Consider the following 26,202-nt stretch of genomic DNA (forward strand, 5'->3'; position numbering starts at 1 on the left):
GCGATGGTACATAAGTACCAACCAGTCGGTATGTTTGCCAATGATTCTTTTCCGCCCCTCCGGCGTTGACCGGCGGATGCGCGAAAACGTGCCGTGCGGGGCGAGGATCCGCACGACAGGGCTGAGGAAGGTCAGGAAAGGGGCGGCCGTCAGGCCATGCCACCCGCGATCAGGCGGTGGGCGAGGCGGGCATAGGCCTCGGCATTCGGCCCCTCGCCTGCGGCGATGGGTGTGCCGGCATCGCCCGCGACGCGGACCTCGAGCGCCAGGGGCAATTCGCCCAGGAAGGGCAAGCCCAGCCGCTCGGCTTCGGCCGCGACGCCGCCATGGCCGAAGATATGGCTTTCATGGCCGCAATTCGGGCAGACAAAGGTGGACATGTTCTCGATCAGACCCAGCACCGGGGTCTTGAGCTTGTCGAACATATCAAGCGCCTTGCGCGCATCGAGAAGCGCCACATCCTGCGGCGTCGAGACCACCAGCGCCCCGGTCAGGCGCGCGCGCTGCGCGAGCGAAAGCTGCACATCGCCGGTGCCGGGCGGCAGGTCGACGATCAGCACGTCGAGCGGCCCCCAGTTCACTTGGCTGAGCATCTGTTGAAGCGCGCCCATCAGCATGGGCCCGCGCCAGATGACGGCCTCGCCTTCCTTGAGCAGCAGCCCCATCGACATCATGGTGACGCCATGGGCATGCAGCGGCTCGATGATCTTGCCGTCGGGGCTGGCCGGGCGCTGCGAGACGCCCATCATCTTGGCCTGGCTGGGGCCGTGGATATCGGCATCCAGAAGCCCGACACGGCGCCCCTGACGTGCCAGGGCGACGGCGAGGTTCGAGGAAACGGTGGATTTGCCGACGCCACCCTTGCCCGAGGCGACGGCAAGGATGCGGTCGATCCCCGAAATCCTCTGCGGCCCGCCCTCTTGCGGGGTCGGATGGCCGCCGATCTTGAGACTGGGCGGCGGCGCTTTGGCGGCGGGGCCATGGGCGGTCATCACGATCTTGACCGAAGCCACCCCCGGCAGGACGCGCAAAGCGGCCTGAGCCTGGGCTTCGAGCGGGGCAAGGCTGCGCGCCTCGTCAGCGCTGGCCGCCTCGATCACGAAGCGAATCTCGCCCCCCTCGACCGTCAGCGCGCGAATCAAGTCGCGCGAGACAAGCGTGCCGCCGCCGGGCACGGCGATGCCTTGCAACACCTCAATCACCTGGTCCCGCGTCGGCTGCATGGTGTCTGCCCTTCCTGTCCGGTCCGGCCCTTGCCTTTGCGGCGCGCGCCCCCAAATTCCTCTGCAATTAAAGTCTGGAAAAACACGGCAAGGGCAAGGGTGCGTTTACCAAACGATCAAGATTTCGGCAAAGATGCTGAAAATAATCACAATTTCTTGACATTCAGCCATGACGTTGCCGCATGGCAGCATTGCGAGACCCGGGTATTGTGCAGGTGCAGCAAAAGGCGCATGTTACCCCTAACAGCACAGCAGATCGCTGGCAGATGAAACTGACGACGAGGCTAAGAGTATCATGGCTTATGTGAACACCTCCCGCGTTGCCGCGGCCCAACCCACCGAGCGGTTCTCCGGCTTCTTCGCCGGTCTGGGTGCCGCGCTGGCCCGCCGCCGGGCCTATAGCCGCACGCTGACGGAACTGCGCCAGCTGACCGACCGCGAACTTGCCGATCTGGGTATCTCGCGTGTGTCGATCGTGGATGTGGCCCGCGAGGCAGCCTACGGCCGCTGAGGCCAAGACGAATTCGATTGCTGGGTCCCTCTCCTCCTCCCTCGGGACCCTTGGCAAAGCGGCGCCATCGCTCCTCCTCCCTGGTGGCGCCGCACTTTCTATCCGGGGCTTCAATCCCCACATGATTTCGGTGGCCCTCTCCTCCTCCCTCGGGCCCTCGAAACCGCGGCGACCCCCTCCTCCTCCCTGGGGTCGCCGCACCAAATTCCGGCCCGGCGACGGGCCACGGCATTCGGCGGCCCTCTCCTCCTCCCTCGGGCCGCTGGAGCAAAGCGGCGGTGCCCCTCCTCCTCCCTGGGCATCGTCGCGCCCCTTTCTGGCCCGGCGACGGGCCATGGCATTCGGTGGCCCTCTCCTCCTCCCTCGGGCCGCTGGAGCAAAGCGGCGGTGCCCCTCCTCCTCCCTGGGCATCGCCGCACCCCTTTCCGGCCCGGCAACGGGCCAGACCGATCAGCGGCCCTCTCCTCCTCCCTCGGGCCGTTGGACAGTGGCGGCGGTGCCTCTCCTCCTCCCTCGGCACCGCCGCAGCTTCTGTCCGCTCCCCCTTGAACTTCGCAAAACCCGCACCGATAGTCCGCCGCCACAGGACGGGCAGGACCGATGCGCATTTCCGTGATTTCAGCAGCTTTCGTTGCTGCCCTTGTCGGCTACGGCTCGACCATCGCGCTGGTGCTGGCGGCGGCGGCGGCGGTGGGGGCAAGTGCCGAGCAGACCGCAAGCTGGGTGCTGGCGGTCTGTCTGGCCAAGGCGGTGGGGGCGGCGGTGCTGTCGACCTGGCATCGCGTGCCGGTGGTGCTGGCCTGGTCGACGCCGGGCACCGCGCTGATCGCCGCGACCGAGGGGCTGAGCATCCACCAAGCGGTCGGGGCCTTCGTGCTGACGGGGCTGCTGATCGCGCTGACCGGGCTGATCCGGCCGCTGGGCCGGGCCGTGGCGATGATTCCCGACGGGATTTCGGGCGGGATGCTGGCCGGCGTCCTGTTGCCCTTCGTGCTGAAGGGCGCGGGGGCGGCGCAGGCGGCGCCGGTTCTGGTCCTGCCGATGCTGGCGGTCTTTGCGCTGGTGCGGCTGAAGAACCCCGCCGTCGCGGTGATCGCGGCGCTGGCCGCGGGGCTGGGCCTGGCCTTCGCCACCGGCACCGAATGGCCTGCGCTGACCCTGCCCTTTCCCAAGCTCGTGCTGATCTGGCCCGAGTTCCAGATGGGCACGGTGATCGGGCTGGTCCTGCCCCTGTATCTTGTCACCATGGCCAGCCAGAACCTGCCCGGCTTCGCGACGATGCGCGCGGCGGGCTATGAGCCGCCGGTGCGCAGCGCGCTGGGGGTGACGGGGCTGGTGTCCAGCATCTTCGCCTTTTTCGGCGCCCATACGGTCAGCATGGCGGCGATCACCGCCGCGATCTGCATGGGGCCGGATGTGCATCCGGTGAAGGAGGAACGCTGGAAGGTCGGCCTGGCCTATGCCTTCTTCTGGCTGATGCTGGGCCTGTTCTCGCCGGTGATCCTGACGCTGATCGCCGCCCTGCCGCCGCAGGTGATGCTGGCCCTGGTGGCGCTGGCGCTGCTGGGGGCGCTGACCGGCGCCTTGGCCACGGCGATGGCGATCCCCGAGCAACGCTTTGCGGCGGTGCTGACGCTGGGCGTCACAGCGGCGGGAGTACCGTTCCTGGGCATCGGCGCGGCCTTCTGGGGGCTGGTCGCCGGGGTCGGGCTGTACCTGATGGAGCGTACTGCGGCGCGGCGATAGCGGAAAATTCCTGCGCGGAAGACTGACCGGATTTTTCGAAACCTCCGGGGCGCGGGCGCAGGCATCGGAACGGGTCTTAGAACGGGATCTCGTCGCCCATGTCGGCGGGCATAACGAAGCGCGCGACGATCTTCTTCTCGCCCGCCTTGTCGAAGCGGATGTCGAGCTTGTCGCCTTCGATCCCGGTGACGCGGCCATAGCCGAATTTCACATGGAAGACCCGCTCGCCCACCGCATAGGCGCTTTCGGCTTGCAGGTCGATGGTGACATTCTTGGCCTCGCGCGGCTGGCTGACCGGGCGGCTGCTCTGGCGATCCTGCAGCCGCCGCCAGCCCGGCGAGTTGTAGACATCGGCCTTGGTGGCGCGCTCTTCCAGCGCCGATCCGCCAAAGCCGGGTGCCGCGCCATAGCCGCCCGCCATCAGGCCCGGCGGCGTCAAATCCTCGACGTGCTCTCGCGGCAGTTCGTCAACAAAGCGACTTCTAAGCTGTGTCTCCCAGCGCCCATAAATGCGCCGATTGTCCGCATAGGAGATAGTGCACAGCTCCTCGGCACGGGTGATGCCGACATAGGCGAGGCGACGTTCCTCCTCGATGCCCTTCAGCCCGGATTCGTCCATGCTGCGTTGGCTGGGAAACAGCCCGTCTTCCCAGCCCGGCAGGAAAACGACCGGAAATTCCAGCCCCTTGGCAGCGTGCAGCGTCATGATCGAGACCTTCTCGGTCGCATCCTCGCTGTCGTTGTCCATGATCAGGCTGACATGCTCGAGAAAGCCCTGCAGGCTGTCGAACTGCTCCAGCGCCTTCACCAGTTCCTTGAGGTTCTCAAGCCGCCCTTCCGCCTCAGGCGTCTTGTCGTTCTGCCACATCGAAACATAGCCCGATTCCTCAAGGATCACCTCGGCCAGCCGGACATGGCTAAGGTCATTGGCCGGGGCGGTGTCGGGCAGCAGGGGTTCGATCACCGCATCGGCCACCACCGGCCGGGCATCGCGGATCGCGGCGTGCCAGCGTTCGATCCCCTCGGTGAAGGCGCGCAACTGGTTGGCGCCCTTGCCGCCAAGCCCGCCCGCCGCCAGCAGGCTTTGCGCCCCATCGACCAGGGTCAGGCCATTGGCCCGCGCCTCGCGCTGGATCGACTGCACCGCCTTGTCGCCCAGGCCGCGCTTGGGGACATTCACCACCCGCTCGAAGGCCAGATCGTCGTCGGGGCTGACTGCCAGACGGAAATAGGCCATGGCGTCGCGGATTTCCTGCCGTTCATAAAAGCGCGGCCCGCCGATCACCCGGTAAGGCAGACCGATGGTCAGGAAGCGGTCTTCGAAGGCGCGCATCTGGTGGCTGGCGCGGACGAGGATCGCCTGGCCGTTCAGACCAACCGGCGCCCAGCCGCGGGTGCCGCGCTGGATGGCCTCGATTTCCTCACCGATCCAGCGCGCCTCTTCCTCGCCATCCCAATGGCCGATCAGGCGGACCTTCTCGCCCGTCTTGGCCTCGGTCCACAGGGTCTTGCCCAGACGCCCGGCATTGGCCGCGATCACGCCTGATGCGGCGGCAAGGATATGGGGGGTGGAGCGGTAGTTCTGTTCAAGCCGGATCACCTTTGCCCCGGGAAAATCCTTCTCAAAGCGCAGGATGTTGCCGACCTCGGCCCCCCGCCAGCCATAGATCGACTGGTCGTCATCGCCCACGCAGCAGATGTTCTGATGCGCCTGGGCCAGAAGCCGCAGCCAGAGATACTGGCAGACATTGGTATCCTGATATTCGTCGACCAGGATATAGCGGAACCAGCGCTGGTACTGCGCCAGCACATCGGGGTGCTTCTTGAAGATCTCGACACAATGCAGCAGCAGGTCGCCGAAATCGGTGGCGTTCAGGCTGCGCAGGCGGTCCTGATATTCGGCGTAAAGCTCGGTGCCGATGTTGTTATAGGCGCCGCCTTCCGAGGACGGCACCCGATCGGGTGTCAGCGCGCGGTTCTTCCAGCCGTCGATCAGCCCGGCCAGCATCCGCGCGGGCCAGCGCTTGTCGTCAATGTTGCGGGCGGCGATCAGTTGCTTCAGCAGCCGTAGCTGGTCATCAGTGTCGAGGATGGTGAAACTGGGCTTCAGCCCGACCAGTTCGGCATGGCGGCGCAGGATTTTCACCGAGAGCGAGTGGAAGGTGCCCATCCAGGGCATGCCTTCGACCGCCTCACCCAGCATGCGGAACACACGGTCCTTCATCTCGCGCGCGGCCTTGTTGGTGAAGGTCACCGCAAGGATTTCATGGGGCCGCGCTTTGCCCAGATGCAGAAGATGCACGATCCGCGCGGTAAGGGCGCGCGTCTTGCCGGTGCCCGCCCCCGCCAGCATCAGCACCGGGCCATCCAGCGCCTCGACCGCCGCGCGCTGCGCCGGGTTCAGCCCGTCCAGATAGGGGGCGGGTCGCGCCGCGACGGCGCGCTGAGAAAGGGGCACGGCGGCCGCGAAGGCGGCGGATTCGGAATCGGGATCGTCCCAGGCGCTCATGGGGCGCGAGTTTAGCCGCCCCTGCGGGCGGTGAAAAGCATTGTTCTTGAATTGTTCAGGATTTCAGCCGCGGGTGCGGCAATCAGTGCCAGCGCCCGACCAGCGGCGCGGCGACGACCTGATGGTCATCCTCATACAGGATCGCGCCGATGCGGCGGCTGTGCAGGATCTCGATCCGGTATCCCTGGCCCTGCAGCAGGCGCGTCAGGTCATAGGCCCGGGCCAGCGCGTCCGAGGCGTCATCCTTGAACCAGCTCAGCCCCAGCGCCGCTTCGGCTTCGCGGCCCGAACCGGGCAGCGCCCCGCCACCGGGCATCGACATGTTGTGGCGGAACCAGGCCAGCAGGGTTTCAAGCCGCTCTTCCGTGGCGGGGCTGACCCGATGGGCATCGCGCAGGGCATAGGCGGCGCCGAAGATGCCTTCTGGCGCGGACAGGCCTTCCCTTCTGCCGGGGCAAACGAAACGGATATAACTCATCATGCAACACGAGACTTAGGGTCGACAGGCCCGTTATACGCGGAATTTCCGTTAATATCAGCACCCTTGCGGCGGACAATGCCGCGGATTGTCTCCATACGGGCGTCAGACCGGCAGGGTCACGACGATGGCACCGCGCTCGGTTGCGACCACCGTATGCTCATATTGCACAACCGGAGCGGTCGGTTCGGCGTAAAGCGTCCAGTCATCGCCGCCCTCACGCGCCCAGAGGCCGCCTTTCGACAGGAAGGGTTCGACCGTCAGGACAAGGCCGCGCTTGATCTGCCGCCGGTCGCCGCGCGTGGGCCAGGTCGGCACGGCCTCGGGCGCCTCGTGCAAAGCGCGGCCGGTGCCGTGGCTGGCCAGGTTGCGGATCAGCGTATACCCGCGCGCCTGGGCGAAACGGCCCACAGCGGCACCGATCCCCGCCAGCGGCCGACCCGCGCCGACCTGGGCGATGCCGATCTCGGTCGCGCGCTTGCCATCACGGCACAGCCGGTCGAGGGAAGGTTTCACCGTGCCCAGCCGGAAGGTCGCGCCGGTATCGGCGAAGAAGCCGTCTTTCGAGGCGGATACGTCGATATTCACCAGATCGCCGCGCGCCAGAACCCGGCTGCCCGGAATGCCATGGGCGATTTCCTCGTTCACGCTGATGCAGGTGGCGCCGGGGAAGCCATAGGTCGCCTCGGGCGCGGGGACCGCGCCTTCTTTCTCCAGCAGCGCCCTGCCGATCCCGTCCAACTCGCGCGTGGTCATGCCCGGCTCCATCGCCCGCGCCATGGCATGCATCGTGGTAGAGACGATGCGGCCAATGGCTTTCAGCCCGTCAAGCTCGTCCTCATGGGTGATGGTCACAGCGGTCCTTTCGAGGGTCTGCGCTACAACGGATAGCTTTTGCGCACGCCGTCATTATAGCGCGCGAAGAGGCGCGAGAAAGCGGCGATGTCCTCGGCGCTCCAATCCTGAAATATGCGGACATTGTGCTGCCACTTCGCGCGCAGGAAATCCTGCATCAGCGCCGTGGCGGCCTCGGTCGGCAGAAGGATCGAGCGGCGGCCGTCTTCCTGGCTGACGCCGCGGGTGACAAGGCCGCGGTCCACCAGGTCGGCGGCGATGCGGCTGGCGCGGGACGGGTCAAGGCACAGCTCCTCAGCCAGAAGCCCGACGGTCGGCTCGGCCGGTTCGGCCCGGCCATAGCCCGAGCGGATGCGCAGGATCGCGGACAGGGCGTGGAATTGGGAAATCTCGATCCCTGCATCCAGCTCGCGCATCAGCGATTGCGGGATATCTCCCTTCATCACCCGGCGGACATAGAGGAAATGCTCGGCATCAAAGGCCAGCAGCGCCTCGATCGCCTCGGGGGTGAACCCGGCCTCGGTCAAGGCGCGGGCGGCTTCGGCGCGATGGGCGGCGGATTTGTTGGGGGCTGAGGGTCCGGTCATGGCCTGCGCAGATGGGGCAAAGTCCTGCCCTTGTCAATAAACTGCTTACCGCAAATATATGCCATTGACATACATCTTCTGCAACGGCATTTCTTGCCGCAGTCGCGAGGACGTTCCCGCTCGCCCGTCCGAAACCCTTGCAGGTTCCCATGTCCGGCCCTTCCTCTGCCCCGGCGCCCGAGGCGGCGCCCGCCCCCTCCGCCGTTGCCTCGTCCGCCGTCCAGGGCGCGTCCTCGACCCGTGTCGTCATCGCCTCGGTCGCGGTGCTTCTGCTGCTGGCGGCGCTGGACCAGACCATCGTCGCCACAGCCCTGCCCACCATCGTCGCCGATCTGGGCGGGCTGGAGCATCTGAGCTGGGTGGTCACAGCCTATATCCTGGCCTCGACCGTGGTGGCGCCGATCTATGGCAAGCTGGGCGACCTGTACGGCCGCCGGACCATGGTGATCGTCTCGGTCTCGATTTTCCTTCTGGGCTCGGTCCTCTGCGGAATGGCCGGGTCGATGGGCTTCCTGATCGCGGCGCGGGCGCTGCAAGGCCTTGGCGGCGGCGGGTTGTTCGTGCTGGCCCTGTCGATCATCGCCGATGTGATCCCGCCCAAGGATCGCGGCAAGATCCAGGGCGTCTTCGCCGGCGTGTTCGGGATTTCCTCGGTCATCGGGCCGCTGATCGGCGGCTGGTTCGTCGAAGTCGCAAGCTGGCACTGGATCTTCTATGTCAACCTGCCCTTCGGCCTGCTGGCGCTGGCCGGGTTCACGCTGTTCTTCCACGCCAATACCGCGCGGGTGAACCACAAGATCGACTATGCCGGGGCGGCGCTGCTGGCCGTCACGCTGGGGGCGCTGGTGCTGGTGACCTCGCTGGGCGGGCGCAGCTTTGCCTGGAGCAGCCCGCAGGCGCTGGGGCTCATCGCGCTGGCGCTGGTGGCGCTGGCCCTGTTCCTCTGGGTCGAGACGCGGGCGGCGGAACCCGTCCTGCCGCTGTCGTTGTTCAAGGGCAATGTGTTCAACGTTACTTCGGCCATCGGCTTTGTTGCGGGCGCGATGATGTTCGGCACCCTGACCTTCATCCCGGTCTATCTTCAGATCGCCAAGGGTGCGACGCCCACCCAATCGGGCTGGGAGATGATCCCGATGACGGCCGGCATTCTGGCGCTGTCGACGCTGTCGGGGCGCTACATGGGCCGTACCGGCAAATACCGGATACTTCCGCAGATCGGGCTGTCGCTTTCGGCGGTGGGTCTGCTGATCCTTACGCAGATCTCGCCGGAAACGCCTGCGCCCTTGCTGTGGCTGGCGCTGTTCCTAGTGGGGGGCGGCATGGGCACGATCTTCCCGGTGGTGACCACGGCGGTTCAGAACACCGTGCCGCGCCAGCAGATCGGCACCGCCACGGCGGCGGGGCTGATGTTCCGCCAGGTTGGCGGCTCGGTCGCGGTGGCGCTTTACGGCGCGATCTTCGCGGGCGGCATGGCGGCGGCGAAGATCGCGGCCGGTGCGGGCGCGGTGAACGTGGCCGAGCTGGGACCGCAGATGATGTCCGGGCTTGACGCCGCCGCGCGCGAGGCGATCGGCCAGGCGGTCAGCACCAGCCTGCATCCGGTATTCTGGATCTCTCTGGGTCTGGCGCTGGCGGGCCTTGCCCTGACCTTCGTGCTGGAAGAGGTGCTGCTCGTGAACCGCATCGCGCCGCGCGGCGAGTGAAGGGCGCGCCCGCCCCGGGGTCCCCCTTTCCACTTTGTCCGAAGACTCTCTGGCGGTCCGGGGATGGCCGAAGCGCCCCCGGGCCCTTCCTCTGTCGCGTCTCGGGCCCCGCATCCCCCCGACTTCGCAGCCGCAAAGTCGCGTCTGAATATTTCGCAAACTTTGCAATTCCGTCACATGGTGCCCTTGCGCCGCACCGCAGCACCCTTACAGTGCCCCCCGATGTGCGCCGCACTGCATCCACGGAGGGGACGTGTCCGATGCCTGAATTCAAGAAGATCCTGATCGCGAACCGCGGCGAAATCGCCATCCGGGTGATGCGCGCGGCCAATGAGATGGGCAAGAAGACCGTCGCCGTCTATGCCGAGGAAGACAAGCTCTCGCTGCACCGCTTCAAGGCTGACGAGGCCTATCTGATCGGTCAGGGCCTGTCGCCGGTGGGCGCCTATCTGTCGATCCCCGAGATCATCCGCGTGGCGCGCATGGCGGGCGCCGATGCGATCCATCCGGGCTATGGCCTTCTGTCTGAGAACCCCGATTTCGTCGAGGCCTGCGACGCAGCAGGCATCACCTTCATCGGGCCGCAGGCCGCGACGATGCGCGCCCTCGGCGACAAGGCCAGCGCCCGCAAGGTGGCCATCGCGGCCGGCGTGCCGGTCATTCCGGCGACCGAAGTGCTGGGCGAGGATTTCGCGGCGATCAAGGCCGAGGCCAAGAAGATCGGCTATCCCTTGATGCTGAAGGCGTCCTGGGGCGGCGGCGGGCGGGGCATGCGCCCGATCCTGAACGAGGAGGAGCTTGAGGCGAAGGTGCGCGAGGGCCGCCGAGAGGCCGAGGCCGCCTTCGGCAATGGCGAAGGCTATCTGGAAAAGATGATCCTGCGCGCTCGGCATGTCGAGGTGCAGATCCTGGGCGACAAGCAGGGCGAGGTCTGGCACCTGTGGGAGCGTGACTGCACCGTCCAGCGCCGCAACCAGAAGGTCGTCGAACGCGCCCCTGCCCCTTATCTGACGCAAGAAGAGCGCGAAGATGTCTGCGCCATGGCCAAGCGCATCTGCCAGCATGTGAATTATGAATGCGCCGGCACGGTCGAATTCCTGATGGATATGGATTCGGGCAAGTTCTACTTCATCGAGGTGAACCCGCGCGTCCAGGTCGAGCATACTGTCACCGAGGAAGTGACCGGCATCGACATCGTGCAGGCGCAAATCCTGATCGAGGAAGGCAAGACGCTCGCCGAAGCGACGGGCGTGACCAGCCAGGCAGAGGTGAAATTGAACGGCCATGCCGTGCAGTGCCGTGTGACCACCGAAGACCCGCTGAACAACTTCATCCCCGATTACGGCCGCCTGACCGCCTATCGCAGCGCGACCGGCAATGGCATCCGTCTCGATGGCGGCACCGCCTATGCGGGCGGTGTGATCACCCGCTATTACGACTCGCTTCTGGTCAAGGTCACGGCGCATGCCCAGACGCCGGAAAAGGCGATCAGCCGGATGGACCGCGCGCTGCGCGAATTCCGCATCCGCGGGCTGGCCACGAACATCGAATTCGTCATCAACCTGCTGAAGCATCCGACCTTCCTGGATTACAGCTATACCACCAAGTTTATCGACACGACGCCCGAGCTGTTCACCTTCAAGAAGCGGCGCGACCGGGCGACCAAGATCCTCACCTATATCGCCGACATCACGGTGAACGGGCACCCCGAGACGGCCGGCCGCGCCAAGCCTCCGGCCGAGGCGCGGGCGCCCAAGGCGCCCAAGGCGCGCGGCGAACCGGCGATGGGCACGCGCAACCTTCTGGAACAGAAGGGGGCGCAGGCGGTGGCTGACTGGATGAAGGCGCAGAAGAAGGTGCTCATCACCGACACCACGATGCGCGATGGCCATCAGTCGCTGCTGGCCACGCGGATGCGGTCGATCGACATGATCAAGGCCGCCCCTGCCTATGCCGCCAACCTGCCGCAGCTCTTCAGCGTCGAATGCTGGGGCGGCGCCACCTTCGACGTGGCCTACCGCTTCTTGCAAGAATGCCCCTGGCAGCGCCTGCGCGACCTGCGTGCCGCCATGCCCAACCTGATGACCCAGATGCTGCTGCGCGGCGCGAATGGCGTCGGCTACACCAATTACCCCGATAATGTCGTGCAGGGTTTTGTCACCCAGGCGGCAAAGACCGGGGTCGATGTCTTCCGTGTCTTCGACAGCCTGAACTGGGTCGAGAACATGCGCGTCGCCATGGACGCGGTGCTGGAGACCGGAAAGATCCTGGAGGGCACCGTCTGCTATACCGGCGACATGCTGGACCCGGACCGGTCCAAATACGACCTGAAATACTATGTCGACCGCGCGCAGGAACTGAAGGCGGCGGGCAGCCATATTCTTGGCCTGAAGGACATGGCGGGGCTGCTGAAACCCGCCGCGGCGCGGGTGCTGGTCAAGACACTGCGCCAGGAAGTGGGCCTGCCGGTGCATTTCCACACCCATGACACATCGGGCGCGGCGGCGGCCACGGTTCTGGCCGCCTGCGATGCGGGCGTCGATGCGGTCGATGCGGCGATGGACGCCTTCTCGGGCGGCACCTCGCAGGCCTGCCTCGGCTCCATCGTCGAGGCGCTGAAGCATACCGAGCGCGACACCGGCCTTGACATGGCGGCGATCCGCGAGATGTCGAATTACTGGGAACATGTCCGCACCCAATATGCGGCCTTTGAAAGCGGGCTTCAGGCCCCGGCCTCGGAAGTCTATCTGCACGAGATGCCAGGGGGGCAGTTCACCAATCTCAAGGCCCAGGCGCGCAGCCTGGGGCTGGAAGAGCGGTGGCATGAGGTTGCCCAGACCTATGCTGATGTGAACCAGATGTTCGGCGATATCGTGAAGGTCACGCCCTCGTCCAAGGTCGTGGGCGACATGGCGCTGATGATGGTGTCGCAGGGTCTGACCCGGGCGCAGGTCGAGGACCCCAAGACCGACGTGGCGTTCCCGGATTCGGTCGTCGACATGCTGAAGGGCAACCTGGGGCAACCGCATGGCGGCTGGCCCAAGGGCATCCAGGCCAAGGTGCTGAAGGGCGAGAAACCCTTCACCGACCGGCCGGGCCTGCTGGCCGCGCCGGTCGACATCGAAGCCACGCGCAAGAAGCTGTCCGAGGAGCTGAACGGCTTCAAGGTCGATGACGAGGACCTGAACGGCTATCTGATGTATCCGAAGGTCTTCCTCGACTATATGGGCCGCCATCGTCTGTACGGCCCGGTGCGCACCTTGCCGACACGCACCTTCTTCTATGGCATGGAACCGGGCGAGGAGATCGCGGTCGAGATCGATCCCGGCAAGACGCTGGAACTGCGCCTGCAGACCGTGGGCGAAGTGGGCGAGGATGGCGAGGTCCGGGTCTTCTTCGAGCTGAACGGTCAGCCACGGGTGATCCGCGTCGCGAACCGCGCGGTCAAGGCCAAGACCGCCGCAAAGCCCAAGGCGGCCGACGGCAATGCGAACCATATCGGCGCGCCGATGCCCGGCGCGGTGGCTTCGGTCGCGGTGACGGTGGGCCAGAAGGTGCGACCGGGCGATCTCTTGCTGACCATCGAGGCGATGAAGATGGAGACCGGGCTACATGCCGACCGCGAGGCGGTGGTCAAGGCGATCCACGCCCAGCCCGGCAGCCAGATCGAGGCGAAGGACCTGCTGATCGAGCTGGAGTAGACCAGCCGCGACAGAACCAGCGCTGGCGGCGGCAGCGTCGCCAGCCACAAACCCGCACTCTGGCTGCCGTCAGGGCGCCAGATGCAGGGCGACCTCGCCCGACCAGGGCTCGGTCACGCCCCTGCCCCCGCCCAGATCTTCAAGGATCGGGCGCAGGCGGTCGAGATTGGCGATCATGGCCGGGCGTGCTTCGGCCATCGCGGCCAGGCTTTCCCATTCCCCCACAACGATAAAACTGCGCTCGCCCGTTTTCACGAGCCAGAAGTTGCGCGCGCCCGCCATGCCGTTCAGCGTCATCTCCCGATGAATGGCGACATAGGCGTCCTGCTGCCCCGGCTTGATCCGCATATGCACGATGTTCATGGCTGTCATGATCTGCGCTCCCCCAGAAGTTGCGATCCTGTTCAGGATAGCACGATCCACCCTGTTCCGCGCCTGAGTCGAGGCGTGCCGCGCGCGCGCCCGGCATCCTGCCAGAAAATTTTCGCCGCTCTCCGCATTTCCCTCTTGCGGCCCCTGCGCGGGTCTCATAAATCCCCGCCTGTCCAACCGGCGCGGGCGTAGCTCAGGGGTAGAGCATAACCTTGCCAAGGTTAGGGTCGTGAGTTCGAATCTCATCGCCCGCTCCAGTCGGACCAGCCAGAGGGCGCCTGTCAGGGCGCCCTTTTGCGTTTCGGGCCGTGGTGCAGCGGCGCCTGGCCAGGCCTGGCGCCGCCGCCGATTGCCGCTTGCACCCGCCCGGCCCATGCGCTATCAGCCGCGCCACGGAGTGCGGGCGTAGCTCAGGGGTAGAGCATAACCTTGCCAAGGTTAGGGTCGTGAGTTCGAATCTCATCGCCCGCTCCAGCGACAAAGGGCAGCTTCGGCTGCCCTTTCGCATATCTGGCGCTTGCCCGGTCCGGGCTTCCCGGGTTACTGGCCAAGGCGCAAGGCGAAGGAAGATGGCGATGCGCAAGGCCGAGATCACCCGCAAGACCAAGGAAACCGCGATCGAGGTGGCGGTGAACCTTGATGGCACCGGCAAGGCCGAGATGGCGACCGGCGTCGGGTTCTTTGACCACATGCTGGATCAGTTGGCCCGCCACAGCCTGATCGACATGGTGGTCAAGGCCAAGGGTGACACCCATATCGACGATCATCATACGGTCGAGGATTGCGGCATCGCGCTGGGTCAGGCGCTGGCCAAGGCCCTGGGCGACAAGACCGGCATCGGCCGCTATGGCCATTTCAACCTGGCGATGGACGATGCCCAAGTCGCCTGCGCGCTGGACCTGTCGGCCCGGCCCTATCTGGTCTGGTCCCTGCCCTTCCCGACCGCCAAGGTCGGCACGTTCGACACCGAATTGGTACGCGAGTTCTTTCAGGCCTTCGCGACCCATGGCGGCATCACGCTGCATGTCGATCTGGTGCATGGGCTGAACAGCCACCACATCGCCGAGGCCTGTTTCAAGGCGGTCGCCCGCGCCCTGCGCGCGGCAGTGGAGCCCGATCCGCGCATGGCGGGGCAATTGCCCTCGACCAAGGGCGCGCTGTGAGGGGTGCCCCGGCATGAGCCTGACCGTCCTTGTCGATTACGATTCCGGTAACTTGCATTCTGCCGAGAAAGCCTTTCAGCGCATGGCGCTTGAGGGCGATGCGGGCGAGGTCATCGTCACCTCGAGGCCCGAGGATGTCGCCCGCGCCGACCGCATCGTCCTGCCCGGAGACGGCGCCTTTCCGGCCTGCCGCAGCGCGCTGACCGCCCGCGATGGGCTGTATGAAGCCATCGTCGAGGCGGTGACCAGCCGCGCCCGCCCCTTCCTTGGCATCTGCATCGGCATGCAGATGCTGGCCACGCGGGGGCTGGAATATACCGAGACGCCGGGCTTCGACTGGATCGGCGGCGAGGTCACGCGGATCACGCCGGAAGACCGTGCACTGAAAGTGCCGCATATGGGCTGGAACGACCTGATCCTGGGCCAGCCGCATCCGGTGCTGGCGGGGATTGCTACGGGCGATCACGCCTATTTCGTCCATTCGTACCAGTTCCGCGTGGCCGATCCGGCACATCTGCTGGCCCATGTCGATTATGCCGGCCCGGTCACCGCCATCGTCGGCCGCGACACAATCGTCGGCACGCAGTTCCACCCCGAGAAATCCTCGGCCACCGGGCTGCGGCTGATCGCCAATTTCCTGAAATGGACGCCGTGAGCAGCGCCCCCTCGCCCGAGGGGATGCAGGCGATCCTGGACCGGATCGCCGCTGATATGGCACTGGTGACGGATCGCGGCAAGGTCGCGACCTATATCCCGGAACTGGCCCGCCAGTCGACCGCCCCCTTCGGCATCGCCGTCGCCCTGCCCGGCGGACAGGTGGTTCAGGCAGGCGACAGCGCCACCGGCTTTTCCATCCAGTCGATCTCGAAGGTCTTCACCCTTGCCATCGCCCTGGGGCGGCTGGGCGACCAACTCTGGACCCGCGTCGGGCGCGAGCCTTCGGGCCATGCCTTCAACTCGATCCTCCAGCTCGAGCATGAAAATGGCATCCCGCGCAATCCGCTGATCAATGCGGGGGCAATCGCGGTGACGGATGCGATCCTTGCCGGCCATCAGCCGCGCGAGGTGCTGGGGGAGTTGCTGCGCTTCATCCGCCTCGCAGCCGAGGATGACGACATCCACATCAACAAGTCGGTCGCGGCCAGCGAACAGGCTACGGCACATCGCAACATCGCGCTGGCCGAGTTCATGGCGGCCCATGGCAATCTGAAAAACCCAGCCGCGCTGACCATCGGCACATATGTCCATCAATGCGCCGTCGAGATGACCTGCGCGCAACTTGCCCGCGCCGGTCTGTTCCTGGTCGGCACACAAGGCTGCCCGCGCCTGGTGTCACCCGCACGCATCCGGCGGATCAATGCGCTGATGATGATGTGCGGCCATTATGACGGCTCGGGCGAGTTCGCCTATCGCGTCGGCCTGCCCGGCAAATCGGGCGTGGGTGGCGGCATCCTGGCCATCGCGCCGGGACGGGCGGCAATCGCCGCCTGGTCGCCGGGGTTGAACGCGCGCGGCAATTCGGCACTGGGGACGCTGGCGATGGAACATCTGGTGCGTGCGACGGGCTGGTCGGTCTTTGGCTGAACCCCCAAACGGGTTTTGTATCCCACCGGGCCTCACCGCAGAGTATTATTGCCTTGGTGACAGCGCGAAGCCCGGTCAGGCCCAGAGGCGCGGCTCGGCCAGTTCCAGAGAGTTGCCGGCCGGATCGCGGAAATAAAGCGAACGGGCGCCGTTGGGCCAGTCGAACTCGGCCTCGATGGCGACGCCGGCGGCGGTCAGCCTTGCGCGCCAATCGTCGATCTCGGCCCGGGTCGCGGCAAAGCACAGATGGCCGGGGCCGCGCGCGCCATGGGGCGGCACGGGCAAGCGGGCGCCCGAATGGGCGGTTTCGGTCGCGCGCGGATCGAAGATCAGCAGGATGCCTGCACCGACCCGGAAAAAGACATGGCGGCCCGGCACTTTCGCCAGCACGTCAAGGCCCATGACGCCGCTGTAGAAAGCCTCGGCAGCGGCGAGGTCTTCGGCATAAAGGGCAGATTCGAGCACGGCTGAGGGGCGCATGGCTTCAGCCTGCGCGCGACCTTGTGGCAGGTCAACCGCCGCCGCAGCGCTTGCAGGCGCGGAAACCCGCCGCCTCGGCGGCCGCCCGGCTTTCGGCCACGCGCAGGTTCTGCCGCAGGGGCCGCCCCGGACAGCCATCGCGGCAATGGATACCGGTCGTCACCACCGCCCAGACCAGGCTCGTCGCCGCCCCCGCCTGGAACGCCTGCCATTCCGCATCGCTTACTTCGCGTCCCGTGCCGCGCCGCGCTGCCGTGCCAGCCATCGCGCCCCCCTTCCATCCATCGCCACAAGCCCCGCCGCGATCAGAATGAAGCCCGCAAGGTGCCGCGGCAGAAGCGCCTCGTTCAGGAACAGAACCCCCATCGCCGCCGCACTGACCGGGATCAGGAAGGTGACAAGGGACAGGTTGGTCGGCCCGGCGCTGGCCAGCAGCCGGAAGAAGATCAGATAAGCCAGCGCGGTCGAAAGTGTCGCCATGGCGAGAACGGCCAGAAGGGGCCCCGCGCCCGGCGCGGCCATCGCCCAAGGTCGGTCATGCAGCAGCCAGACTGGCAAAAGAAGCAGGCTTGCCGCCGTGACCTGACCGAAGGCCGTCGCCAGGGGGGGCACGCCCATGCGCTTGAACCGCCGCCCCCAGACGCCTGCGAAACCGTAGCTCAGCGCCGCCCCAAGGCAGGCGAGGATCGCCAGCGCCTCGCCGCCCGAGGCTCCGCCCACCATCACCGCCACGCCGCAGATGCCAAAGGCCAGACCCGCCGCCTTTGCCGGGGTGATCCTTTCGTCCGTTGTGAAGACATGCGCAACGACCACGGTCCACAAGGGTGTTGTCGCATTGACGATGGCGGCCAATGCGCCGTCGATGCGGCCCTGCGCCAGGGCGAAGAGCGTGAAGGGTACGGCGTTGTTCAGCAACCCCATCACCAGCGCGGCGCCCCAGGCCCGGCGCGGCAGCGCCAACCCGCGCGCGGCCAGAACGCCCCCAAGGATCAGCGCCGCCAGCGCCACCCGGCCGAAGACCACGCTCACCGGCGGCAGGCCCTGAAGCGCGACCTCGACAAAGATGAAAGAGCCACCCCAGAGAAAGGACAGGACGATCAGCAGGACCCAGTCGGAACGGCGCATGGACATCTCCTTCGCGCCGGTTCTGCCCGATCCGGGCCGCTCGGGCGACCCGGATCCTGCGGCAAGGCGCCTAGTTCACGCGTGTCCAGGTCCCGCCGTCGCGGCAGATGCCGATCACGCAGCCATAGACCTTAAGGCTGTTGCCCGAGAGGTCCATCTCGGAATTGTAGGTCTTGTCGCGGTCGGGAGACCAGATCTTGCCATCGTCGTAATGGCCGTCTTCATAAGCCACCATGTCCCAGACGATGCGCTTGCCGATGTTCGGGCTTTCGATCTGGCCCTTGGCGTCGAAGGCCTTGATCAGCGTGCCGCAGAAGGCCGCGCCGCAGGGTTTGATCTGGACATAGCCGTAATTGCCATTGTCGTCGGTCTTGGTCTTCCAGGTGCCCTCGATCGGGTCGGCGAATGCCGCGCCGCCGAATGCCAGTGCCAGCACGCCTGCCAGGGTGAATGTCTTCATCGGGGTCCTCCTCCCACAAAGCTCCTCTGCCGGTGATCCTTTGCGCCCGGCCCTGCGCCGATCAAGCGTGACGTTGGGTCGCTTGTCCGACGGGCGCCCCTTGGCATCGCCACCGCCGCGTGCCAAAGACCGCGCAGCTTGCGAAGGGGCCCGACCATGATCCTGTATCCCGCCATCGACCTGAAGGACGGCCAATGCGTCCGCCTCTTGCGCGGCGAGATGGAGGCGGCGACCGTCTTTGGCGACGATCCGGCAGCGCAGGCGGCCAAGTTTCAGGCGGCGGGCTGCGACTGGCTGCATCTGGTGGACCTCAACGGCGCCTTCGCGGGCGCCCCGGTCAATGGCGCGGCGGTCGAGGCGATCCTGTCGCGCGTGACGGTGCCTTGCCAGTTGGGCGGCGGCATCCGCGATCTTGCGACGATCGAGATGTGGCTGTCGAAAGGTCTGGCCCGGGTGATCCTGGGCACGGTCGCGGTGGAGAACCCGGACCTGGTGCGCCAGGCGGCGAAGGCCTTCCCCGGCAAGGTCGCGGTGGGGATCGACGCCCGCAAGGGCCGGGTCGCGACCAAGGGCTGGGCGACCGAGACCGATGTCATGGCGACCGACCTGGCCCGCAGCTTCGAGGATGCGGGCGTGGCCGCGGTGATCTATACCGATATCGACCGCGATGGCGCGATGCAGGGCCCGAACATCGACGCGACCGAGGCGCTGGCCCGCGCCGTGTCGATCCCGGTGATCGCCTCGGGCGGGGTCAGCCGGATGGAAGATCTGACCGCGCTGCGCGACACTGGCGTGATCGCGGGCGCGATTTCGGGACGGGCGCTCTATGACGGGGCGATTGACCTGACGGCGGCACTGAAGGCGCTGAAGGCCTGACAGGGCTGCGCCTTGTCGGCCGCCCTCCGCGACGAAGCGCCCCATGTCGGGCCGGGACCTTTGTGACAGAGTGATCGCATGGCACAGGCCCGCGCTGATCAGCTTCCGCACACCTCGACGCTCTGGGCGCATCACCGGGCCGGCGATTTCCTCGACTGCTATTCGGTTGAAAGCGCTCTGACCCCTCAGGATGCCGCCACCCGTGGCCTGTCGATGCCCGCCTGGGCGCGCGGCCTTTTGTGCCTGCGCAACGCGCTGGTGCGCCCGCTTGGCCTGACGACTGAAGCCCCCGCCGGGGTCAGGGCGATGGGCATGTTCCCGGTCCAGATCGACAGCCGCGACGAGTTCGTCCTTGGCTTCGACGACCGGCACCTGAACTTCCGCATCGCCGTTCTGCGTCAAGGCGCGCGGATCTATCTGTCAACCTGGGTGCATCCGCACAATCTCTGGGGCCGCACCTATCTGCGGCTCGTGCTGCCCTTTCACATCCTGATCGTGCGGGGCGCGATCCGGCGCATGGCAGGCTAAGCCGGGCTTGCGTTTTGATGGCCGCAAGGGCATTCACGCCCCATGCTGAAGACACGCCTCATCCCCTGCCTTGACGTGGCCGATGGCCGCGTGGTCAAGGGCGTCAATTTCGTCAATCTTGTCGATGCGGGCGATCCGGTCGAGGCCGCCAAGGCCTATGACCGCGCGGGCGCCGACGAGATCTGCTTTCTCGACATCCATGCCACCCATGAAAACCGCGGCACCATGTTCGATCTGGTCACCCGGACGGCGGAACAGATCTATGTGCCGCTGACCGTGGGCGGCGGGGTGCGCAGCCATAATGATGTGCGGGCGCTGCTGCTGGCCGGGGCGGACAAGGTGTCGTTCAACTCGGCCGCCGTCGCCAACCCCGATGTCGTGGCCGAGGCCGCCGACCGTTTCGGCAGCCAGTGCATTGTCGTCGCCATCGACGCCAAGACCGTGGCTCCGGGCCGGTGGGAGATTTTCACCCATGGCGGGCGGCAGGCGACCGGGATCGACGCGGTCGAGTTTGCCCGCAAGGTCGCGGCAAAGGGGGCGGGGGAAATCCTGCTGACCTCGATGGACCGCGATGGCACAAAGGGCGGCTACAACCTGCCCCTGACCCGCGCCATCGCCGATGCGGTCGACGTGCCGGTGATCGCATCGGGCGGTGTCGGCACGCTGGACCATCTGGTCGAGGGCATCACCGAAGGCCGCGCCAGCGCCGTTCTGGCCGCCTCGATCTTCCATTTCGGCACCTATACGATCGCCGAGGCCAAGGCGCATATGGCCGCCGCCGGCATTCCGATGAGGCTGACATGACCGCGCAGATCACGGGCCTTACCCGGCTTGCCGCCACCATCGCCGCCCGCAAGGGCGCCGATCCCGAAACCTCCTGGACCGCCAAGCTGCTGGCCAAGGGGCCGGAGAAATGCGCCGAGAAATTCGGGGAAGAGGCGGTCGAGGCGATCATCGAGGCGGTCAAGGGCGACCGCGCCAAGCTGACGGCCGAGGCGGCAGATGTGTTGTACCATCTGCTTGTCATGCTCGCCGCCCGCGACGTGACGCTGGACGACGTGCTGGCCGAACTGGATCGGCGCGAGGGCACATCCGGCATCGCCGAAAAGGCTTCACGCGGCTAGCGCGATTTATTCACGCGCTCCTCACGCGCGGATTGTTGCGCGACTCTGCCGTCAGGCCGAGGATGAAGGCTCTTTTCCTGAAGAGCTTTTTCCACGGAGTTTGCCAAATGAAGGATATTCCTGACAGCGCCCGCTGCGTGCGGGTCTCGATCCCGGCTTCCGTCGCGGGCAATATCGACGGGCTGAAGAAATCGCTGGCCGAGGTGCTGGGAAAATTGGGCTGCCCGGCCTGCTGTTCGGGCCATGACATCCATCTGGAACTGCAACGCGAGCTGGCGCTGTCCAAGGGCTTTGCCGAAACCGCCCGCGTGGCGGGATGGGCCGGGATGCGGCGCGATGTGCGCAAAGTCTCGGTGGGCGTCAGCAGCAAGGCCGTGGCCTCGATCCGCGATGTGAATGCGATGATCGACAAGATCGCCGACATGACCGGCCACACGGCCTGCGCCACCGGCTGCGACATCTTCCTGAACATGGAGGAGTTGTTCGTGATCAACCAGGACCTCGCCGTCGAGGCGCAAGTCATGCGGCTTGGCTGAGCCATGCCCTTCCAGCCCCCAAGGCTGGGTGTCGGCATGATCTTTGCCCCGGCGCTCCGCCCCTGGCTGGAGCGCCGGATGGCCGGCCCCACCCCCGCCCTCGACCTGCTTGAGATCGAACCGCAAACCCTGTGGCTGGCCGACGATGCCTTTGCCGGCCCGTTCCACGAGTTCACCGCCGGGATCGACCTGTTCCGCGCCCTGCCCGGTGCCAAGCTGGTCCATTCCGTCTCGCTGCCTCTGGGCGGAACCCGCATGCCCGATCCGGTGCAATGCGCGCTGATCCGCGACACCGCAGCGCGGCTGGACAGCCCCTGGGTCAGCGAGCACCTGTCGGTCGGCGGCACACCGCATCAGGCGGCGGGCTTTTTCCTGCCCCCCTTGCAGACCGAGGAGGGCGTGGCCCTGGCCGCGCGCAACATCCGTGCCTTTCAGGCGCTGGTCGGCCGCCCAGTGGCGGTGGAAACCGGCGTCGCCTATCTGGCGCGCAAGGCATTCGAAATGCCGGACGGCGTCTATCTGGCGAAGGTGGCCGAGCGGGCCGATTGCGGCATCCTGCTGGACCTGCACAATGTCTGGTGCAATGCCCGCAACGGGCGGCTGAAACTGGACGATTTCCTTGCCGCCCTGCCACGCGCCCGGGTCTGGGAAATGCATCTGGCCGGCGGCATGGAACAGGACGGCTTCTGGCTCGATTCCCATTCCGGGCCGATCCCGCCCGACCTTCTGGCCATCGCGCGCGAGGTCCTGGCCGATCTGCCCGCGCTGGGCGCGCTGAACTTCGAGGTCTATGACACCTTCATCCCGCGCATGGGTGAGGCGGAACTGGATCGCACCGCCGAGACGCTGCGGGGGCTGTGGGAGGGGGTGGGCCGTTCGGTTTCAGACGCGCGGCCCGCGGTCTTTGCTTCACCGCCCGGACAACCATCCCCCTCCGTCGCCGCCTGGGAGGCTGCCTTGACCGAGGCGGTCTGGAAGGCCGAAATCGACGCCCATCCACACAAGGAAGATGGCAATGCGGTCGCCCTATACGCCCGGCTCGCCCGCAGTTTCCGCGGCTCGATGCTGGCGCGCACCCTGCCGCGGGCGATCCGATACCTGATCCTGCGCGAACGCGAGGCGGTCGAGGCGCTTCTGGCGCGCTACTATTCGGCGGTCTCGCCCCGCCTCTACGCGCCGCTGGAAGCCGCAGCCTTTGCCGGTTGGGCATCGGAGGACGGCGATCCGCTCTTGCGCGGGCTGCTGGATTACGACCTGGGCCTTCTTGCCGTGCTGCGCGATGGCAAACCGCAGCTCGTCCGCTTTCCCGGCAACCCCGCCCCGGTCTTCGAAGCCCTGGCCGAACGCCGCCTGCCCGACTGCCCGCCGCCGCCGGTCTGGGAACTGGAGCTTCTGCCCGAAACGCAGGGCTATCTGCTGTCGTGACCTCAGGCGCGATCCTTGGGGCTGCCCATGACGACGAAGGTCGTGATCGACCGCACCTGCGGCAGAACGCCCAGCACATCCGTGTGCCAATGCTTGTAGGCCGACAGATCAGCGACCTCGACGCGCAGAAGATATTCCACTGTCCCGGTAATGTTGTGACATTCCCGAACCTGCGGGGCCCGCGCGACCGCGCGTTCAAAGGCTTCTTGCGCGACCTTGGTATGGCTGCCAAGGCCGACGGTGACATAGGCGACAAAGCCGACGCCCAGCTTGGCGGGATCAAGGATGGCACGGTAGCCCTTGATCACGCCGCTGCGCTCCAGCTCCTGCACCCGGCGCAGGCAGGCCGAGGGCGACAGGCCCACGCGTTCGGCCAGGGCAAGATTGCTTTGCGCCGAGTCGCGGGACAGCTCTTGCAATATTTTTTCGTTTATGGCGTCGATCTTCGTCATGGATTGTGAATATAGTCATCCGCCGCATCATTTGGCAATTTTATTCGCCGTCCGGCGCGCGAATGTTGCGGCATGACACTTGACCTGTTCCTTGCCCTTGTGGGTTTCGCCTTCGTCACCTCGGTCACACCGGGGCCGAACAACATGATGCTTCTCGCCTCGGGCGTGAATTTCGGCCTGCGGCGCACCGTGCCGCATATGCTGGGCATATCCGTGGGCTTCGCGCTGATGGCCTTTCTGGTGGGCCTGGGCATCGCGGGCATCTTTCACAGCCTGCCCATCGCGCTGACCGCGCTGAAACTCGCCTCGGTCGCCTATATGCTCTGGCTCGCCTGGAAGATCGCCCATTCAGCCGCCCCGGGCGAGGGGCGGGCGCGGCCAAATCCGATGACCTTCCTTCAGGCGGCCGGTTTCCAATGGGTCAACCCCAAGGCCTGGGCGATGGCCCTGGGCGCGGTCGCGGCCTATCTGCCCGATCCGACGCCGCTTGGCTGCCTTCTGGTGGCCGTCGCCTTCGCGACGATCAACCTGCCTTCGGTGGCGGTGTGGGCGGCAGCCGGTCAGGGATTGCGGCGCTGGTTGCAAGACCCTGCGCGGCTGCGGACCTTCAACTGGACCATGGCGGTGCTTCTGGTCGCATCGCTATGGCCGGTTCTGCGGCTGGATATGCCGGTCGGCGGCTGATGCTGCACTCAGCACCCGTCATCCCGGTCATGCGAACGCTCGGTGTAGCCCGAGGAACTGCCCGAACCGTCTGTCGGATGCGCGCCGCAGGCGGAAAGAAGGCTGGATGAGACGATAAGAGCAGCAAGAACAAGGCGGGGCATGGCCGGGTCCTGAATGCGATGGATCAATGCGCCCAATTTCGCACGAAAATCGGCAAGCCGCCCGTGACAAGGGCTGTCATTCCCCGTCGCCCCCCCGGTTCAGCGCAGCCAAAGCCCCTCGCGCTTCAGCGTGTTGCGGATCGCCTGTTCGCGATGCGGCAGGGCGGCGCGGTCGAACAGGGCGCGCGCCTTGCGCCCGCCATTCTGGTAGACTATCTGCTTGACCTGCGGCCAGTCGCGCAACAGGCGGCGGTTCTCCTTGGTTTCGGCCACCTGCTCCAGCACCCGCACCGCAAGATCGCTTTCGCGGGCATAAAGCAGCGAGAGGTTACGATAATGGCAGGTCACCTCGCCATCCAGCCCCGCAAGCTCTGGCCCCGGCCGACCGCCGCCAAGGGCATGGACCACCAGAGGCAGGGCGATCTGATCCAGCCAGGGGTAGAGTTCCTGACAGGTCAGCGCGGCGGGGCGATTGTCGCGGATCTCCTGGGCATATCCAAGAAAACGGGCACCGAACTGGGCCGGGCTGTGATGGAAGAACCAGCCCGCGTTGAAATATAGATGCCGCTGCCAGTATTCCTCCGGCTGCGTCAGATCGAGCGAGCCGTGATAATCCAGCCCGAAGCGGTCATAGAGCGACGCCCAGATCGCGGCATAGCCCGGCCCGTAAAGCTCGATCTGCGGCCAGGTGCCCTCACGCCGCATCGAGGCCGAGGGCCGGGCGAAATCGAACGCGACCTTGGCAAGATCGCCCGTCACCAGTGTGTCCGTGTCAAGAAACAGGAAGGGTGCTTCGGGCAAGGCGGCAAGCGCTTCGATCTTGTTGCCATGGGGGTAGCTGGCACCGAAGACCCGGTTCTCGAAGGGCAGGAAGATCGCGCCCAGCTCTTCCAGCCGCGCCCGCAGGACCTGATCTGTCAGGCGCGGATCGCGATCCCAGAGCGGGCCAGGCTGCGGCTCGGCCAGAAACAGCCTTCCGCCGAACCCCGGATTCGTCGCCTGCAAAGAGGCGGCCAGCAAAAGCGCCTCATATCCCAGCCGCCCGCCTTGCACCACGGCAAGGATGTTGAAGGCCGCCGCGTCGGTCATCCCGGCGTGAAGCGCAGGGACAGGCAGGACATGCCGCCATCAAGCTTCGCACATTCACTGTTGCCGATTTCGGTGACAGCATAGCCCGCATCGACCAGACGGTCGCGGGTGCGCGGAAAGCCCGCGGGAAACAGGACCGCATCATTGAAGCGGATCGCATTGGCCGATGCCTCTTCGCCCTCGGCCACGGCAATCACCCGGTAGCCCGCGAAACAGCCCGAGGCGGCCAGCCGGTCGGTCGACAGCACCGTGTCGGCATCCATCAGCGAACAATCGGTCTTGAAATGCAGGACGCCCGGCGGGGTGAAGACCTCGCGCAAGCTGTGACCCCAATCGGCGACGATCGCCGCCAGTTCGGCGATGCCGGCGGCGTTGGTGCGGGCTGAACGCCCGACCAGAACTTCGCGCCCGGTCACAAGGATGTCGCCACCCTCGATGAAGCTTTCATGCCGCTCGATCCGGCGGACGGTCGTGTACAGATCTTCCAGCGTCGGCGCCATCTCGGCCGCCTCGCCCAGCCGCGACGGCGCGCCGGGACGCATGATCACCGCGCCCTGCGGCAGGCAGAGCGCGGTATCCTCGACAAAGACCGAATCCGGGAAGGCGGACAGAGGCGGCAGCTCGATCACCGTGGCGCCAGTGGCGCGCAGGGCCGCGACATAAGCCGCGTGATGGGCCTGCATCACGGCAAGGTCGGGCGTGCCGGTATCGACGGCGCGCAGACCTGAGGTGATCGAGGCGGCGGGCTGGCGGGTCACCGCATGGGTGAAGCGGAAGGAAGCGTCGGTCATGCCGTCATCTGGCACGGGCGGCGGCGCCGGGGCAAGCCCCGGCAAGAACCGCCCCCG

Annotated in this window: 28 protein-coding genes and 2 tRNA genes; 16 read left to right on the forward strand and 14 right to left on the reverse strand. The window is 66.4% G+C overall.

The features are described 5' to 3' along the window. Positions 1-149 precede the first annotated feature (149 nt). On the reverse strand, positions 150-1,223 hold the full coding sequence (locus ACED67_RS12465; RefSeq protein WP_395541973.1) for an Mrp/NBP35 family ATP-binding protein: 1,074 nt from the start codon (positions 1,221-1,223) through the stop codon (positions 150-152). Between the two features lie 295 nt (positions 1,224-1,518). Between ACED67_RS12465 and ACED67_RS12470 the strand changes: the two genes are divergently transcribed. After that, on the forward strand, positions 1,519-1,734 hold the full coding sequence (locus ACED67_RS12470) for a DUF1127 domain-containing protein (protein WP_395541974.1): 216 nt from the start codon (positions 1,519-1,521) through the stop codon (positions 1,732-1,734). Between the two features lie 600 nt (positions 1,735-2,334). Beyond that, positions 2,335-3,480 carry a benzoate/H(+) symporter BenE family transporter gene (locus ACED67_RS12475; RefSeq protein ID WP_395541975.1) on the forward strand — a complete coding sequence of 382 codons (1,146 nt, stop codon included), beginning with the start codon at positions 2,335-2,337 and terminating at the stop codon, positions 3,478-3,480. Between the two features lie 76 nt (positions 3,481-3,556). Here ACED67_RS12475 and ACED67_RS12480 read toward each other — a convergent pair whose 3' ends face one another. From ACED67_RS12480 to ACED67_RS12495, 4 genes are all read right to left on the reverse strand, one after another. Next, positions 3,557-5,989, reverse strand: a complete 2,433-nt coding sequence (locus ACED67_RS12480; RefSeq protein WP_395541976.1) for an ATP-dependent helicase — start codon at positions 5,987-5,989, stop codon at positions 3,557-3,559. An 82-nt stretch (positions 5,990-6,071) separates the two neighbouring features. Further along, positions 6,072-6,467, reverse strand: coding sequence for a hypothetical protein (locus ACED67_RS12485; RefSeq protein ID WP_395541977.1), 396 nt, complete (start codon positions 6,465-6,467; stop codon positions 6,072-6,074). A gap of 105 nt (positions 6,468-6,572) precedes the next feature. Then, on the reverse strand, positions 6,573-7,322 hold the full coding sequence (gene map, locus ACED67_RS12490; protein WP_395541978.1) for a type I methionyl aminopeptidase: 750 nt from the start codon (positions 7,320-7,322) through the stop codon (positions 6,573-6,575). 23 nt (positions 7,323-7,345) lie between these two features. After that, a complete protein-coding gene (locus ACED67_RS12495; RefSeq protein ID WP_395541979.1) occupies positions 7,346-7,909 on the reverse strand; it encodes a MarR family winged helix-turn-helix transcriptional regulator in 564 nt (187 codons plus the stop codon). A 149-nt stretch (positions 7,910-8,058) separates the two neighbouring features. On the opposite strand from ACED67_RS12495, the gene ACED67_RS12500 reads away from it, so the two are divergent. Then, on the forward strand, positions 8,059-9,612 hold the full coding sequence (locus ACED67_RS12500) for an MDR family MFS transporter (RefSeq protein WP_395541980.1): 1,554 nt from the start codon (positions 8,059-8,061) through the stop codon (positions 9,610-9,612). A gap of 260 nt (positions 9,613-9,872) precedes the next feature. Further along, positions 9,873-13,313, forward strand: coding sequence for a pyruvate carboxylase (locus ACED67_RS12505; protein ID WP_395541981.1), 3,441 nt, complete (start codon positions 9,873-9,875; stop codon positions 13,311-13,313). A gap of 69 nt (positions 13,314-13,382) precedes the next feature. Here ACED67_RS12505 and ACED67_RS12510 read toward each other — a convergent pair whose 3' ends face one another. Beyond that, the gene (locus ACED67_RS12510; protein WP_395541982.1) at positions 13,383-13,685 is read right to left on the reverse strand and encodes a putative quinol monooxygenase; all 303 of its coding nucleotides are present in this window, start codon (positions 13,683-13,685) and stop codon (positions 13,383-13,385) included. 182 nt (positions 13,686-13,867) lie between these two features. Between ACED67_RS12510 and ACED67_RS12515 the strand changes: the two genes are divergently transcribed. The 5 genes from ACED67_RS12515 to ACED67_RS12535 all read left to right on the forward strand — a co-directional run bounded on the left by ACED67_RS12515 (position 13,868) and on the right by ACED67_RS12535 (position 16,432). Further along, positions 13,868-13,942, forward strand: a tRNA-Gly gene (locus ACED67_RS12515). A 142-nt stretch (positions 13,943-14,084) separates the two neighbouring features. Then, positions 14,085-14,159 (forward strand) — tRNA-Gly (locus ACED67_RS12520). A 101-nt stretch (positions 14,160-14,260) separates the two neighbouring features. Further along, complete coding sequence (gene hisB, locus ACED67_RS12525) at positions 14,261-14,848, forward strand: imidazoleglycerol-phosphate dehydratase HisB (protein ID WP_395542177.1); 588 nt, start codon at positions 14,261-14,263, stop codon at positions 14,846-14,848. Positions 14,849-14,861: 13 nt separating this feature from the next. Then, a complete protein-coding gene (gene hisH / locus ACED67_RS12530) occupies positions 14,862-15,503 on the forward strand; it encodes an imidazole glycerol phosphate synthase subunit HisH (protein ID WP_395541983.1) in 642 nt (213 codons plus the stop codon). Positions 15,504-15,526: 23 nt separating this feature from the next. Further along, a complete protein-coding gene (locus tag ACED67_RS12535; RefSeq protein WP_395542178.1) occupies positions 15,527-16,432 on the forward strand; it encodes a glutaminase in 906 nt (301 codons plus the stop codon). Between the two features lie 75 nt (positions 16,433-16,507). On the opposite strand, the gene ACED67_RS12540 is transcribed toward ACED67_RS12535, so the two are convergent. The 4 genes from ACED67_RS12540 to ACED67_RS12555 all read right to left on the reverse strand — a co-directional run bounded on the left by ACED67_RS12540 (position 16,508) and on the right by ACED67_RS12555 (position 18,497). Then, positions 16,508-16,912, reverse strand: a complete 405-nt coding sequence (locus ACED67_RS12540) for a VOC family protein (protein ID WP_395541984.1) — start codon at positions 16,910-16,912, stop codon at positions 16,508-16,510. A gap of 31 nt (positions 16,913-16,943) precedes the next feature. Then, positions 16,944-17,177 carry an Ada metal-binding domain-containing protein gene (locus ACED67_RS12545; protein WP_395541985.1) on the reverse strand — a complete coding sequence of 78 codons (234 nt, stop codon included), beginning with the start codon at positions 17,175-17,177 and terminating at the stop codon, positions 16,944-16,946. Then, complete coding sequence (locus ACED67_RS12550) at positions 17,135-18,037, reverse strand: DMT family transporter (RefSeq protein ID WP_395541986.1); 903 nt, start codon at positions 18,035-18,037, stop codon at positions 17,135-17,137. Before ACED67_RS12550 ends, ACED67_RS12545 begins: the two co-directional genes overlap by 43 nt. 70 nt (positions 18,038-18,107) lie before the next feature. Then, positions 18,108-18,497 (reverse strand): DUF2147 domain-containing protein, encoded by a 390-nt coding sequence (locus ACED67_RS12555; RefSeq protein WP_395541987.1) that lies wholly within the window; start codon positions 18,495-18,497, stop codon positions 18,108-18,110. A gap of 156 nt (positions 18,498-18,653) precedes the next feature. Here ACED67_RS12555 and hisA point away from each other — a divergent pair, with 156 nt between their 5' ends. The 6 genes from hisA (at position 18,654) to ACED67_RS12585 (ending at position 22,986) form a co-directional block, all read left to right on the forward strand. Next, the gene (gene hisA, locus ACED67_RS12560) at positions 18,654-19,373 is read left to right on the forward strand and encodes a 1-(5-phosphoribosyl)-5-[(5-phosphoribosylamino)methylideneamino]imidazole-4-carboxamide isomerase (RefSeq protein ID WP_395541988.1); all 720 of its coding nucleotides are present in this window, start codon (positions 18,654-18,656) and stop codon (positions 19,371-19,373) included. Between the two features lie 78 nt (positions 19,374-19,451). Continuing rightward, positions 19,452-19,901, forward strand: coding sequence for a DUF2867 domain-containing protein (locus ACED67_RS12565; protein ID WP_395541989.1), 450 nt, complete (start codon positions 19,452-19,454; stop codon positions 19,899-19,901). 42 nt (positions 19,902-19,943) lie between these two features. Next, positions 19,944-20,705: an imidazole glycerol phosphate synthase subunit HisF gene (hisF, locus tag ACED67_RS12570; protein WP_395541990.1), complete on the forward strand. Its 762-nt coding sequence runs from the start codon at positions 19,944-19,946 to the stop codon at positions 20,703-20,705. Positions 20,706-20,713: 8 nt separating this feature from the next. Further along, positions 20,714-21,025, forward strand: coding sequence for a phosphoribosyl-ATP diphosphatase (locus tag ACED67_RS12575; protein ID WP_395542179.1), 312 nt, complete (start codon positions 20,714-20,716; stop codon positions 21,023-21,025). Between the two features lie 107 nt (positions 21,026-21,132). Then, complete coding sequence (locus tag ACED67_RS12580; RefSeq protein WP_395541991.1) at positions 21,133-21,561, forward strand: hypothetical protein; 429 nt, start codon at positions 21,133-21,135, stop codon at positions 21,559-21,561. 3 nt (positions 21,562-21,564) lie between these two features. Continuing rightward, positions 21,565-22,986, forward strand: a complete 1,422-nt coding sequence (locus ACED67_RS12585) for an MbnB/TglH/ChrH family RiPP precursor modification enzyme (RefSeq protein ID WP_395541992.1) — start codon at positions 21,565-21,567, stop codon at positions 22,984-22,986. A gap of 2 nt (positions 22,987-22,988) precedes the next feature. Here the strand turns inward: ACED67_RS12585 and ACED67_RS12590 are convergent, their stop codons facing one another. After that, complete coding sequence (locus ACED67_RS12590; protein WP_395541993.1) at positions 22,989-23,438, reverse strand: Lrp/AsnC family transcriptional regulator; 450 nt, start codon at positions 23,436-23,438, stop codon at positions 22,989-22,991. A 72-nt stretch (positions 23,439-23,510) separates the two neighbouring features. Here ACED67_RS12590 and ACED67_RS12595 point away from each other — a divergent pair, with 72 nt between their 5' ends. Continuing rightward, positions 23,511-24,122, forward strand: coding sequence for a LysE family translocator (locus ACED67_RS12595; RefSeq protein ID WP_395541994.1), 612 nt, complete (start codon positions 23,511-23,513; stop codon positions 24,120-24,122). A gap of 8 nt (positions 24,123-24,130) precedes the next feature. Here ACED67_RS12595 and ACED67_RS12600 read toward each other — a convergent pair whose 3' ends face one another. The 3 genes from ACED67_RS12600 to ACED67_RS12610 all read right to left on the reverse strand — a co-directional run bounded on the left by ACED67_RS12600 (position 24,131) and on the right by ACED67_RS12610 (position 26,145). Next, on the reverse strand, positions 24,131-24,265 hold the full coding sequence (locus ACED67_RS12600) for a hypothetical protein (RefSeq protein WP_395541995.1): 135 nt from the start codon (positions 24,263-24,265) through the stop codon (positions 24,131-24,133). Positions 24,266-24,364: 99 nt separating this feature from the next. After that, the gene (locus ACED67_RS12605; protein ID WP_395541996.1) at positions 24,365-25,354 is read right to left on the reverse strand and encodes a GT-B fold glycosyltransferase domain-containing protein; all 990 of its coding nucleotides are present in this window, start codon (positions 25,352-25,354) and stop codon (positions 24,365-24,367) included. After that, positions 25,351-26,145, reverse strand: coding sequence for a dimethylarginine dimethylaminohydrolase family protein (locus ACED67_RS12610; protein WP_395541997.1), 795 nt, complete (start codon positions 26,143-26,145; stop codon positions 25,351-25,353). The genes ACED67_RS12605 and ACED67_RS12610 overlap by 4 nt, the downstream gene beginning before the upstream one ends. Positions 26,146-26,202: the final 57 nt, after the last annotated feature.

Origin of the sequence: Neotabrizicola paludis, assembly GCF_044142105.1 — a bacterium.
GTDB lineage: Bacteria > Pseudomonadota > Alphaproteobacteria > Rhodobacterales > Rhodobacteraceae > Pseudogemmobacter.